General features: G+C 58.3%; 10 protein-coding genes and 1 tRNA gene. 6 read left to right on the top strand and 5 right to left on the bottom strand.

The genetic code is table 11. From position 1 onward, the window contains the following. Positions 1-81 precede the first annotated feature (81 nt). The 3 genes from exaC to CORAM0001_RS07100 form a co-directional block, all read right to left on the bottom strand. Entirely contained in the window at positions 82-1,602 is a 1,521-nt protein-coding gene (gene exaC, locus CORAM0001_RS07110) for an acetaldehyde dehydrogenase ExaC (RefSeq protein ID WP_005511030.1), read from the bottom strand. Positions 1,603-1,723: 121 nt separating this feature from the next. Then, the gene (locus tag CORAM0001_RS07105; RefSeq protein WP_005511017.1) at positions 1,724-2,449 is read right to left on the bottom strand and encodes a LuxR C-terminal-related transcriptional regulator; all 726 of its coding nucleotides are present in this window, start codon (positions 2,447-2,449) and stop codon (positions 1,724-1,726) included. Then, a complete protein-coding gene (locus tag CORAM0001_RS07100; protein ID WP_005511005.1) occupies positions 2,446-3,240 on the bottom strand; it encodes a sensor histidine kinase in 795 nt (264 codons plus the stop codon). The genes CORAM0001_RS07105 and CORAM0001_RS07100 overlap by 4 nt, the downstream gene beginning before the upstream one ends. A 126-nt stretch (positions 3,241-3,366) precedes the next feature. Between CORAM0001_RS07100 and CORAM0001_RS07095 the strand changes: the two genes are divergently transcribed. The 3 genes from CORAM0001_RS07095 to phoH2 all read left to right on the top strand — a co-directional run bounded on the left by CORAM0001_RS07095 (position 3,367) and on the right by phoH2 (position 6,961). Beyond that, a complete protein-coding gene (locus tag CORAM0001_RS07095; protein WP_005510994.1) occupies positions 3,367-4,083 on the top strand; it encodes an ABC transporter ATP-binding protein in 717 nt (238 codons plus the stop codon). After that, positions 4,080-5,516, top strand: a complete 1,437-nt coding sequence (locus CORAM0001_RS07090; RefSeq protein WP_005511058.1) for an FtsX-like permease family protein — start codon at positions 4,080-4,082, stop codon at positions 5,514-5,516. The genes CORAM0001_RS07095 and CORAM0001_RS07090 overlap by 4 nt, the downstream gene beginning before the upstream one ends. A 170-nt stretch (positions 5,517-5,686) precedes the next feature. After that, positions 5,687-6,961, top strand: a complete 1,275-nt coding sequence (gene phoH2, locus CORAM0001_RS07085; protein ID WP_005511083.1) for an RNA 5'-3' helicase PhoH2 — start codon at positions 5,687-5,689, stop codon at positions 6,959-6,961. A gap of 79 nt (positions 6,962-7,040) precedes the next feature. Here the strand turns inward: phoH2 and CORAM0001_RS07080 are convergent, their stop codons facing one another. Further along, positions 7,041-8,039 carry a PfkB family carbohydrate kinase gene (locus tag CORAM0001_RS07080; RefSeq protein WP_005511007.1) on the bottom strand — a complete coding sequence of 333 codons (999 nt, stop codon included), beginning with the start codon at positions 8,037-8,039 and terminating at the stop codon, positions 7,041-7,043. A 94-nt stretch (positions 8,040-8,133) separates the two neighbouring features. Here CORAM0001_RS07080 and CORAM0001_RS07075 point away from each other — a divergent pair, with 94 nt between their 5' ends. Then, positions 8,134-8,700: a thymidine kinase gene (locus tag CORAM0001_RS07075; protein ID WP_040361499.1), complete on the top strand. Its 567-nt coding sequence runs from the start codon at positions 8,134-8,136 to the stop codon at positions 8,698-8,700. Positions 8,701-8,720: 20 nt separating this feature from the next. Here the strand turns inward: CORAM0001_RS07075 and CORAM0001_RS07070 are convergent. Continuing rightward, a tRNA-Ile gene (locus CORAM0001_RS07070) sits at positions 8,721-8,794 on the bottom strand. A 219-nt stretch (positions 8,795-9,013) separates the two neighbouring features. Between CORAM0001_RS07070 and CORAM0001_RS07065 the strand changes: the two genes are divergently transcribed. Further along, positions 9,014-10,657 (top strand): DHA2 family efflux MFS transporter permease subunit, encoded by a 1,644-nt coding sequence (locus CORAM0001_RS07065; protein WP_100066810.1) that lies wholly within the window; start codon positions 9,014-9,016, stop codon positions 10,655-10,657. A gap of 327 nt (positions 10,658-10,984) precedes the next feature. Continuing rightward, a complete protein-coding gene (locus CORAM0001_RS07060) occupies positions 10,985-12,337 on the top strand; it encodes a dicarboxylate/amino acid:cation symporter (RefSeq protein WP_005511009.1) in 1,353 nt (450 codons plus the stop codon). Position 12,338: the final 1 nt, after the last annotated feature.

Here is a 12,338-nt window from a genome sequence, read left to right as displayed (position 1 = left end):
GGGGGCAAGGGCAATCGTCGCCACCTTCATCGGGCGTGAATCGGAATCGAAAGATTGCCCAGCCCAGAGGGGGTGGATTCTTTAGAACAGGCCAGTCGGGTTCTCGTCGTAAGAGACGAGCATGCACTTGGTCTCCTGGTAGTGCTCGAGCATCATCAAGTGGTTCTCGCGGCCGATACCGGACTGCTTGTAACCGCCGAAGGCTGCGTGAGCAGGGTAGCTGTGGTAGTTATTCACCCACACGCGGCCGGCCTGGATGCCGCGGGCAGCGCGGTAGGCGTTGTTCTGGTTGCGGCTCCACACACCGGCGCCAAGGCCGTAGATGGTGTCGTTGGCAATCTCGAGAGCCTCGTCCAGAGTCTTGAAGGTTGTCACGGCCAGGACCGGGCCGAAGATCTCCTCGCGGAAGAAACGCATCGAGTTGTTGCCCTTAAAGATTGTCGGCTCGACGTAGTAGCCTCCCTCCAGCCCTTCGAGCTTGGCGACGTTGCCGCCGGTGAGAACCTCCGCGCCCTCCTTCGGTCCGGACTCCAAGTAGCCGGAGATTTTGTCCAGCTGCTCCTGGGAGGCCTGGGCGCCCATCTGTACCGACGTGTCCAGCGGGTTGCCGGTCTTAATCTGCTTGACGCGCTCGACCGCGAGCTTCAGGAACTCATCAGCAATGTCTTCGTGGACCAGGGCTCGCGACGGGCAGGTGCAGACCTCGCCTTGATTAAGCGCGAACATGGCCAGGCCCTCGATGCACTTCTCGCGGAACGCGTCGTCGGTGTCCATGACGTCGGGGAAGAAGATGGATGGGGACTTGCCGCCGAGCTCCAGCGTGATTGGAATAATCTTGTCGGACACTGCCTTATTGATCATCTGGCCAACGGCAGTCGATCCGGTGAACGCAATCTTGGAGATCCGGTCGCTTGCGGTCAGCGCAGCACCGGCCTCGGTGCCGAGGCCATTGACGATGTTGAGGACGCCGTCCGGAAGCAGATCGGCGATGATCTCGGTGAGCATGAGGATCGACGCGGGGGTCTGCTCTGCAGGCTTGAGCACGATGCAGTTGCCGGCAGCGAGGGCCGGGGCGATCTTCCAAGCGGCCATCAGGAGGGGGAAGTTCCACGGGATGATCTGGCCGACGACGCCGAGTGGCTCGTGGAAGTGGTAGGCGACCGTGTTGTCGTCGATCTGCGAGATGCGCCCCTCCTGCGTGCGGGTGGCGCCGGCGAAGTAGCGGAAGTGGTCGATTGCGAGCGGGATGTCAGCGGCGAGGGTCTCGCGGATGGCCTTGCCGTTCTCCCAGGTCTCGGCGACGGCAATCTTCTCAAGGTTTTCCTCCAGACGGTCCGCGATGCGGTGGAGGATTAGCGCCCGCTCGGCCGCAGGAACCGAGGCCCAAGAGTCCTTCGCTTTGTGTGCGGCGTCGAGGGCGAGCTCAATGTCTTTCTCGTTAGACCGCGGAACCCGGCAGAAAACCTCGCCCGTGACCGGGGTGGAGTTGTCCATGTATTGCCCGTCTACTGGAGGTGTCCACTTACCGTCGATGAAATTCTCGTACTGCTCCTTGTATGTGAAGATTGCATCGAGGGTGCCGGGGTTGGCGTAAACAGTCATGTAGACACGTCCTTTCGATAGGGAAACAACAAACGTACGAGCCAACTTTAATTTGTGACTCGTGCCACAATCAACACTTATTTTTTCATCGCCTTTGCGAGAGATGCGATTGCTGCCGACCCTAAATCTGCCCCGACGTCGCCGTGAGAAATTCCAAAATTGCCCGCACACGGCGGTTTTCCTCCCCGGGCTCCAGATGCAGCTTCATAAAGATATTGGACACGTGTTTCGCCACTGCCGCCCCGGAAAGCACGAGGTCATCGGCAATCTGCTTATTCGACTTGCCACGTGCCATCAGCTCGAGCACTTCGCGTTCGCGCGCCGTCAAACTGGCTAGCCCTGATTTGCCGGACTGCATCAATGCCGTCGCCACATCAGGGTCAATCACCACGCCACCACCGGCGACAACTTCGAGCGAACCCAAGAAGTCCAACACCTGGCCAACGCGGTCTTTGAGCAGATACCCGGTCCCGCCACTCGAGCTGCTGCCACTCGAGCCGACCCCAGTACCAACCCCAGCGCTACCTCCAGCACCGCTCGACGAGAACAATTCACGCGCATACGCCGGCGCCACATACTGCGACAGCACCATCACATTCAGCTGCGGATAGCGCTCGCGCAACTCGACCGCCGCCCGCAGGCCGTCATCGCTCATCTTTGGAGGCATGCGCACATCGGTAATCACCAAGTCTGGCAGCTCGCCCGTGTCATCAAAACGGTCATCGATGTCCGCCACCAGGCCGTGGGCAGTGTCGACCATCGCAATCACTTCATGTCCACGCTTTTCGACGAGCCCCGCGACCCCCTCCCGCAGGAGTGCCGAGTCATCCGCAATGACAATTTTCATTTCTTCTCCGCACCTTTCATTTCCACGCTTTCCATTTCCGCACCTTCCATTTCTCCAATGCCCGATTCCCAGCGGTTTAGCATCAAGGGAATTCTGGCTATTACCTGCGTTGGTCCGCCTTCGGGAGAGTGCATGGTCATCGCACCGTCGAAAGTGGCCAGACGCTCTTTCATGCCCCGCAATCCGCGCCCCAATTTTGCCCCGCCTGGACCTTGGTCCGTAATTGAAATATTCAGTGTTTGATCTGAGGTGAGCAGCACAGAAACTGGGGCATTCGGAGCATATTTCGCCGCATTAGTCAGCACTTCTGCACAGAAAAAATATGCCGCGGCGAGCACACTTTCTTCCAATTCCGGCAGGGGATAGGGAGTGTGCACAACAACGTGAGGGCCGTACCCTTCAGCAATCTCTTCAACAGCCGCTTGCAGACCGCGATCGCGCAACACCTGCGGGTGAATTCCGTGGACTGTTCGCCGCAGGGCCCGCAGTCCATCCTCCAAATGGCCGCGCGTTTCCGCCAGGAGCTGCATTAGTTCCTCATTGTCCGTATTGGAGGCCTCTAACTCCGCAAGGCCCAATTTCATTGAAGCCGCAACAATATATTGCTGAGCTCCGTCGTGGAGGTCATTTTCAATGCGGCGACGTTCAATCTCGAAGGCTTCGGCAATTGTTCGTCGTGAAGCGGTAAGTTCGGCGATGCGAGCGGCGGCGGATTCCTCGTAGCTGCGTTTATGCGCTTTTTCGCGGCGGTTCGCGCCGATATATTTGCGGAAATAATCCTTCAGCTCCATAGTTTCCTATGGTACGAAAGCTCTGCGTGCGGAGGAATTAATTTCCGGCATAGTAGACCTAGCACTACCGCAAAAGGAAAGTGGGCACGGTGTTGAAAACGCCTCCGTGCGAGTGAAATGAGTGCCATGACAGACAACAACAGCCCAAGAAACGCACGACTTTGTATTCGTGACATCACTAAGTCCTACAATTCCGCTCCCGTTCTCACCGGCATTTCGCTGACCATTGAGCCCGGCGAAACCGTTGCAGTCATGGGACCGTCAGGTTCTGGTAAGTCGACACTGCTGCACTGCATGTCCGGCGTGTTGCTGCCGGACGACGGCGATGTCATCTTCGGTGACACCAAGATCAATTCGCTTTCCGATGCCGACCGCTCCGCCCTCCGCCTGCACGACTTCGGCTTCGTTTTCCAGGATGGCCAGCTCCTTCCCGAGCTGACTGCCAGGGAAAACGTTGCTCTGCCAATGATTCTGCAGGGCAAGAAGCGCTCAAAGTCACTCGAGCTTGCCGACGATGTCCTCAACCGCCTGGGGCTAACAGACCTCACGCGCCGTCGCCCAGGACAGATGTCCGGCGGTCAAGCGCAGCGTGTCGCCATTGCTCGCGCGATGGCCGGTGAGCCAGGTGTCATCTTTGCTGATGAGCCGACTGGCGCGTTGGACCAGTCCACAGGTCATGAGGTCATGCAGCAACTGATTGCGTTGGTGGAGCAAACCGGCACGACGTTGGTGATGGTTACTCACGATGTGAAGGTGGCCGACTGGTGTCGTCGACGTGTGGAGATCCGCGATGGCCTGATTCACGATGATCGCATGCTGGCAGGAGCGGAGGTTACAAAGTGAGCACCGTAACTGAATCAGCGAAACCCCAGAGAATTCCTACCGGTGCACTAGCGGACTTGAGCACGCGGCTACAACGCGCCGGGCGTGAATCGCATTCGGGAAACGGCTGGTTATCCGCACTGTCCGTGGTAGCTATGACCGTGAGTACGTGGTTGGCGTTGGTCGTGGTTGGCGGCACGGCGATGTTTTACCGCCGTTGGCAGGCTGAGCCGAAGCTGCCGCCGAACCCAACCCCTGAGGATTACATGAATCAAGGCCAGGGCGAGATGTACCTGCAGTTGGCGCTGGTGGCCTGTGTGTTTGTGATTCCGGCAATGGTTTCGCTGGTGGCACAGTCGGCGGTGCTTGGCGCTGCAGGACGTGAGCAGAGGTTGGCAACTCTGCGCTTGATTGGTCTCTCCAACGGGGCAGTTACACGCATGGTAGTTATCGAGACCCTCGTGTTGGCTGCTGTTGGGCTTGTGGTGGGCACGTTGTTGTCGGTTGCCACCGCACCATTCTGGGCGATGATCAAGTTCGACAATGACTACCTGGATACCTGGGACATGTTGCTGCCCTGGTGGGGCTACCCACTGGTCTGGGTAGCGGTGGTGCTCCTCGCGCTCTTTGCGGCTGTGGTCGGTTTGCGAAGGGTGATGATTTCGCCACTTGGTGTTTCTCGCAAGGAAGTGCCTAAGGCGATGAAGTCATGGCGCATGATTGTGGCCGTTGTCATCGGTGCGGGCGTCCTGTACGCGGTAGGCAACTCCAATATCGCGGGTGGAACCGTGGCTACCACGCTTGGTGTCGCAGCAATGATGTACCTGATGGTCTGGGCAATTGGCCTGGTGGCGCCTTTCTTCATTCAGGTGGTTGCTCGTATCGCCAGCTTCTTCGGTACTTCGAGCGACTTTGTGGCGACAAGGCGAGTGGCCACTAATGCCAAGGAATCATGGCGTCGAGTCAGTTCCATGACTTTCCTGTCCTTGCTGCTCGGGTACACGATGATGATGCCGAGCGAAGACAAGATTGAAGAAGTTGCGGATGTTACATTCGCGCACGATATTGCAACCGGTGTGACTATCACCTTTGTAATTGGCTTCATTCTGCTGCTGGTATCGACGGTGTTGACGCAGGCCTCAGCCGTCTATGAAGAGGCCTCGCTGACAAAGGCATTGGACTTCATTGGTACGCCAATCACCTTCCATCGCACGGTCACTTTCAAGCAGACATTCTTCCCCATGTTTGCGACCAGCATCATCGGCTTTGTCATGGGTGCGCTGTTGGGAGTGGTCATGTTCGGTTCGGGCGCGTATGAAGTTTCCTTTAGCCAACGCTCACTTGTTGTTGCGCTGGCGTATCTCGTGGGAGTTGTAGCAGTTGGCGTTGTGACCTTGGCGGTTGATCCACTTCGCCACAAGCTGCTGGGGCGACAGATTCGCCACAACGACTAGTTGTCATTACTGAAGACAGTGAAGAGGCCGGGCAGCGGTGCTCGGTGCTCGGCCACTTCCTTAGGGTTCAACTTGAGGATTAGAGCCTGTAACCAATTGTGGGTCATCTGATAACCAAGCATTCATCTCACAACCACGTAATTTCTACCTCTGACTTTTAGCCTGAAGTCATGCGTACCTACGTGCTTGATACCTCGGTCCTGCTGTCCGATCCCCACGCCACCAAGAAGTTCGATGAGCACCAAGTTGTTCTTCCACTGGTCGTGGTGAGTGAACTGGAGGCCAAGCGCCACCACCCAGAGCTGGGGTGGTTCGCCCGAGAAGCGCTCCGTTTTCTCGAAGAGCTGCGTTACCGCTACGGCCACCTGGACCGGCCTGTGCCCGCCAATGATCTTGGCGGGTTTATGCATATTGAGCTCAACCACTCTGATCCCTCCATCCTTCCCGCAGGCTTCCGCACCGCCGAAAACGATCACCGCATTCTCGCTTGCGCCCTCAATCTTCAGCACGATGGCCATGATGTCGTGCTGGTCACCAAGGACATTCCGCTCCGCGTTAAGGCTGGTGCGGTCGGTTTGCCTGCCGACGATTACCGCGCCCAAGACGTCGTTCTAACTGGGTACTCAGGAATGGTGGAAGTGGACGTCGACCCGGAGGAAATTGATCGTCTTTTCGCCAATGGGTTCCTTGAGCTCGAGCAGATCCAGGATCAGCCGCTGCACTGCGGTGTGCAGCTCAGCGCTGGTAGCCAGTCTGCGCTGGCACGAGTGAGCGCCCCGGGCGTCGTCAAGCTTGTGCGGGGCGATACTGAGGCATTTGGTCTGAAGGGGCGGTCGGCGGAGCAGCGTGTTGCGCTCGACCTGCTGTTGGATGACTCGGTGGGAATTGTCTCCCTCGGTGGTCGAGCCGGTACGGGTAAGTCGGCGCTCGCGTTGTGTGCGGGGCTGGAGTCGGTGTTGGAGCGTGGGCTGCACCGCCGAATCGTGGTGTTCCGTCCGCTCTACGCGGTCGGTGGCCAAAACCTTGGCTACCTGCCCGGTAGTGAGGACGAAAAGATGAACCCGTGGGCGCAGGCTGTCTACGACACTCTGGAGGGGCTGGTCTCGGAGAATGTCATGGATGAGATTGCCTCGCGCGACATGCTGGAAGTTCTGCCGCTGACCCACATTCGCGGTCGCAGCCTGCATGACAGCTTCGTGATCGTCGATGAGGCGCAGTCGCTGGAGCGTAACGTACTGCTGACGGTGCTGTCTCGTCTTGGTAGCAATTCGCGGGTCATTCTCACTCATGACGTCGCACAGCGCGACAACCTGCGCGTCGGCCGCCATGACGGTGTGCAGGCGGTGATTGAAAAGCTCAAGGGCAACGAGCTTTTTGCGCATATCACACTGAAGCGCTCGGAGCGCTCGAAGATTGCAGAGCTGGTCACCAGCATGCTGGATTAGTGGCGATGCCTAAGTTTGGCATCGCCCTCTAGTAAGAAGGTAAGCCGTCGCCTACCCAGAACCGTCGCTTAGAAAACCACTAATAAACGCGGATAGCGGGAAAATCCTCCGCCTCGACCATCTCGAGCAGCTTGTCGCGGCGGACAAACGCGGAGCATGCGCCAACCGCCTGTACGGCTGCCGCACCTGCTGCGGTGGCCAGAGGGACGGCGTCGTAAAGCGAGGTGCCCTTAGCCAGCTCTGCGGTGAGCGTGCCGACGAACGCATCGCCGGAGCCGGTGCCGTCGACAATCTTCTCCTCTGGCAGTTTGAGCGCAGGATGTTCGTAGATTGTCGGGTCGTCGTCGAGGCCGTCGGAGTGCTGTGCGAAGAGACAGCCGTTGTCGCCGCGGAGCATGACGACGCTGGGGCAGTACTGCAGTAGCGCCTCGAGCTGTGCGCGGTAGTCGGTGGCGCGGATGCCCTCGGCGATGTCCAGACGACGAATCGTCTCCCAGGCACCCTTCATATTGACGATCAGCGGATCAGCATGGTCAATCAGCGCAGGTGTGACGGTTGTGACCGGGTTTAGGTTCAGCACCAGTCGTGCGTTGTACATAGACGCGACGGACGCGATCGCCTCAGTTGCTTCGGGGAGGAGCTCGCCCTGTGCGAGCACGACATCTGCAGATGCGAACTCGTCGACGAAATCGGTGGGGTCCGTCAGTGCGTCGGCACCGCGCTGGACAAAAATGACTGGCCGCCCCTTACGGTTCGTTGCCACAAAAGCGCTGCCGGTCGGCAGATCCCAGGAAGTCTGAATGGAGTGGACATCCACGCCGTGTGCGTTGAGCTCCTCGACTACGACATCGGCGGCGCGGTCCTCGCCAACCGTGCCGGCCATGACCGCACGAACACCGTCGTAAGCAATAGCAACGGCCTGGTTGGCCCCCTTGCCACCTAGCGAATTAGTGCCGTCATCAACGATGAGCGTGCCGCCTTCGGCGGGGACGCTATCGACCTTGACCAGGGTATCTAGGTGGATAGAGCCACATACAACAACGGTTGGATTCTCATTCAGGTCAGGAATCGGCTGCATAAAAACATAGGATAGTCGGGATTTCAGATCCGCGTTGGCCGCCCGGTCTCACGCCCGTCAGAGCCCGCGAATCGATGCCCTACAATCAATGGCTATGGCAAAACTGTACTTCCGCTACGGAACCATGAACAGCGGAAAATCCATCGAGGTCCTCCGCGTCGCCCACAACTACCGCGAGCGCGACATGCGACCGTTGATTGCCAAGCCGGCCGTCGATACATTGGCTGACGGCGACGTGCACTCCCGCATCGGAATCGCGGAACGCGCGCACCTCATCCACGACGGCGATGACCTTTCCTCGCTTGCCGACGGCTACGATTGCCTAATCATCGATGAAGCACAGTTTCTTACCCCTGGCCAGGTCGATCAGTTGCTGGGCATCACCCTTCGCGGTACCCCGGTGCTCTGCTATGGCCTGCGTACCGACTTTCGCACCCACGCCTTCCCGGGCTCCCAGCGCTTGCTCGAAGTCGCCCACACCATTGAGGAAATTAAGACAATTTGCACCTGTGGGCAGAAAGCGATTTTTACTGCACGGTTGAATCCGGACGGCAGCATTATCCTCGACGGTGAGACCGTGGAAATTGAGGCACTCGAAGCGCCGAAGTACATCTCCCTGTGTGCCAGCTGTTACAACCGGATGTCGGGTAAGTGGGCGTGAGTAGAGCCCGGAGCTTTTAGTGCCCCCACCAGGGCTCGAACCTGGGACAAAAGGATTATGAGTCCTCTGCTCTAACCGACTGAGCTATAGGGGCAAGGCTTGGGAACTGTGAAGTGGAAAGAAGGAACCAGCAATCAGCGCCCAAGGCCTCATTGCATCATAGCAATCAGTCACCGTGCATTGATAAAAGGCCGATATCCAGAGGCTTCGTTAGCATTTTCGGTGATTTTTTCTTCAGATTATCCAACTAATTTGGAGGATTTACGACTTTTGGTTGATGAATCGGGCTTAGAGCATTTTTAAAATTGTTCCTATGAGTACGAAACCTTCCTTGAGCAGCGCCGACGTCTCAGCCGACGCACAAACCGGTGCCACAGCGAAAGTGAAGGGCACCACCGCTACGGCAATCGCCAACGAGGATCAGATCGCTGAGTTCGCGGCGTCGCCACAGCGATGGTGGGGGTTGCTCGTGCTCGCGGTTGGCCTCGGCATGATTGTTCTCGACGGAACCATCGTCGGTGTTTCATTGCCGACCATCATTTCGGAGCTGGGCCTCGACATCGTGGGCGCGCAGTGGATTACCACGATCTACTCCGTCGTCTTTGCTGCACTGCTCTTAACTTCCGGACGTGCTGGTGACCGCTTCGGCCGTCGAACGCTTTTCCTCGTCGGCCTGGTCATCTTCACGGTCGGCTCCGTCGTGGCCGCACTTTCCACCGCCTTGGCACCATTGGTCATAGCCCGCGTCATCCAGGGCATTGGTGGTGCGTGCATTCTGCCGTCGACACTGTCCAGCGTGAACGCACTGTTCCGTAACAAAGATCGTGCCACTGCATTCGGCATCTGGGGCGCGGTCATGTCCGGCGCAGCGGCGGTCGGCCCGCTCCTGGGTGGTGTGCTTACGCAGTTTGCTGGTTGGGAAGCTATCTTCTGGGTCAATGTGCCCATCGCAGTCGTGCTTTTCGTCCTTGCGCTGCGCTGGGTGCCGAACACCGCAGGCGATACCAATGGCGATGGCGGTTTCGACGTCCTTGGCCTGGTGCTGTCGGGAATTGGCTTTGGTGCCGTGGTCTTCGGCATCATTCAGGGCGCCAAGATAGGGTTTGCTTTTCCCTCCGCACCCGTCGTCACGCTCTTGATTGGTGCGGTGGTGCTCGTCGCCTTCGTGCTGTGGGAAAACCGTCGTCGGAAGAACGCGGATCCCGCCCTTTTGGACGTGTCGATGTTCTCCTACGCCACGTTCAGCTGGGGAAATACCACGGCGATGCTCGTCGCGGTGGGGGAGTTCGCGCTGGTCTTCGTGCTGCCACTCTATCTGGTGTCGGCGATTGGCTTATCGACGATTGCAACCGGCCTGGTCCTGGCAGCAATGGCTCTCGGTGCGTTCTTCGCAGGTGCCATGGCGCGTCATCTGGCAGCTCGGATTACCCCGGCCGGCGTGGTGATTGTGGGGCTGGGGCTCGAGGTCTTTGGTTCGCTGCAGTTGGCGGCGGAAGAGCGCGTTGACCTGCCGCTGTGGCTGGTTGTGTTTGCATTGATTGTCTACGGTCTGGGGCTTGGTCTGGCATCGGCGCAGCTGACCTCGCTGGTGCTTGGTGATATTCCAGTGCGGCTGTCGGGGCAGGCATCGGCAACGCAGTCGACAATTCGGCAGATTGGTTCGGCGCTCGGTGCTGCGCTCGGCGGCATGGCGCTGACGATTGGGCTGGATCGTGAGATTGCGAAGCTGTCGCCAGGATTGGAACAGATGGGGGAGGGGTTGAAGGATTCCGCCGGCTCCATACTGATTGGCCTGCGCGCGCAGGGTGCTCTCGACGGTGTGTTGGTGCCGCTGACAAATGCGTTTGCACATGCCACACAGTTTGCGCTGTACTCCGCTGTCGGCGCGTTGACTATTGGCTTCCTCTGCTCGCTGAAGGTACTGCACTTGCGCAGGCAGGCTGAGAAATCGAATTAAAGATGAATTAAGGATTCGGAATATTCGGGTGAGGATCCGTGTTGGAAATTGGTGTCACAACATCAATCGTGGCAGTCTTATCGTTTGTCTCTTAACCGGACTTGCTAGATAGAAATGACCAACATGAAAATGCTCACAAAGCGGCGTTGGCTTGATTACGGCCGAATCTCCACTTCCTCCTGTCGCTAAACACTTCGGGCTTCCGCCTCGCTGCGTCTGTCTCTTCGAGACTGAGTTCAGCGGCTTCGGATTCCGTCGCACGCATTTGTCAGACGGCATAAGGCGTGGCACAAGTGTTTTCAGAGAAATAAAAATCCAGGAGGAAAAGTGAATAAATTCAAATGGGCGACCGGCTTCGGTGCCCAAGTTGTCTATGGCCTGATTATTGGTCTTATTTTGGGCTTCATGGCCCGCAGTACTGGCGATGACTCCTCGCTGCGCACAGCGCTCGACGAGGTCGGCAGTACCTACGTCACGCTGTTGAAGCTGCTCATCCCGCCGCTGGTGGTCACTGCGGTTGTGGTGTCGATTGCCAACCTGCGCCAGGTCGCAGGTGCAGCCAAGCTGGCTGTTTCGACGCTTATTTGGTTCGCTATCACATCCTTTGTATCGGTGGTCATCGCCATCGTGCTTGGCTTGGTCATCAAACCGGGCGTTAACTCCGGCGTCGATGCCTCGGCTGCGCAGGAACCGGATTCCGTGGGCTCGTGGTGGGGATTCCTGCAGAGCATTGTCCCGCAGAACTTCCTCGGCCTTGGAGTGAAGATTAGCGAAACCGATGGTGCTGTCTCCGGCTCGCTGAACTTCAATGTCCTGCAGCTGCTGGTCATCGCCATTGTCTTCGGTATTGCTGCAGTGAAGGTCGGTCCGAAGGCTGAGCCATTCATCGAGTTTTCCGGTTCTCTTTTGACCATCGTTCAGAAGGTGCTGTGGTGGGTCATCCGCCTGGCACCAATCGGTACTGCGGCTCTGATCGGCCATGCGGTCGCTGAGTACGGTTGGGAAGCACTCGGCAGCCTGGGCAAGTTCGCCATTGCCATCTACATTGGCCTGTTCCTGGTTATCGCAGTCGTGTACCCGGTGATTCTGAAGATGCACGGCATTAGCCCAATCGACTTCTTCCGTCGCGTCTGGCCAGTGACCTCGCTCGGCTTTTTCACCCGTTCGTCTATGGGCGTCATGCCGGTCACTGAGCGTGTTGTCTCCCGTCGTCTGGCAGTACCGGATGAGTACGCCTCCTTCGCAGTACCGCTGGGCGCCACCACGAAGATGGATGGTTGCGCCGCCATTTACCCGGCTATCGCGGCTATCTTCGTCTCGCAGTTCTACGGTGTGCCGTTGGACTTCACGGACTACCTGCTCATCATCTTCGTCTCCGTTATTGGTTCGGCTGCAACTGCTGGTACCACCGGCGCTACTGTCATGCTGACCCTGACCCTGTCGACCCTTGGCCTGCCACTTGCCGGCGTCGGCCTCCTGCTGGCTGTTGAGCCGATCGTGGATATGGGTCGCACTGCGGTGAACGTCACCGGTCAGGCCGTGGTCCCGTTGGTCGTCGCAAAGCGTGCGGGAATCTGGGACAAGGACGAGTGGGACGCCAGCGCCAACGCCGACCTGTCGCCAGCCGACGAGTCTGCGGATGCGCCTGCCGAAAAGTCCACGTCCGCCGCGCTTGCGTAGT

Origin of the sequence: Corynebacterium amycolatum SK46 (assembly GCF_000173655.1) — a bacterium.
Classification (GTDB): domain Bacteria; phylum Actinomycetota; class Actinomycetes; order Mycobacteriales; family Mycobacteriaceae; genus Corynebacterium; species Corynebacterium amycolatum_A.
The sequence above is the reverse complement of the archived record's forward strand: the minus strand, read 5'-3'. Positions and strand labels throughout refer to the sequence as shown.

Excerpts from the sequence above, each read along its gene's own strand:
- phoH2 (WP_005511083.1), top strand. The coding sequence starts at position 5,687 with ATGCGTACCTACGTGCTTGATACCTCGGTCCTGCTGTCCGATCCCCAC.
- CORAM0001_RS07075 (WP_040361499.1), top strand. The coding sequence starts at position 8,134 with ATGGCAAAACTGTACTTCCGCTACGGAACCATGAACAGCGGAAAATCC.
- CORAM0001_RS07100 (WP_005511005.1), bottom strand. The coding sequence starts at position 3,240 with ATGGAGCTGAAGGATTATTTCCGCAAATATATCGGCGCGAACCGCCGC.
- exaC (WP_005511030.1), bottom strand. The coding sequence starts at position 1,602 with ATGACTGTTTACGCCAACCCCGGCACCCTCGATGCAATCTTCACATAC.
- CORAM0001_RS07095 (WP_005510994.1), top strand. The coding sequence starts at position 3,367 with ATGACAGACAACAACAGCCCAAGAAACGCACGACTTTGTATTCGTGAC.
- CORAM0001_RS07105 (WP_005511017.1), bottom strand. The coding sequence starts at position 2,449 with ATGAAAATTGTCATTGCGGATGACTCGGCACTCCTGCGGGAGGGGGTC.
- CORAM0001_RS07080 (WP_005511007.1), bottom strand. The coding sequence starts at position 8,039 with ATGCAGCCGATTCCTGACCTGAATGAGAATCCAACCGTTGTTGTATGT.
- CORAM0001_RS07065 (WP_100066810.1), top strand. The coding sequence starts at position 9,014 with ATGAGTACGAAACCTTCCTTGAGCAGCGCCGACGTCTCAGCCGACGCA.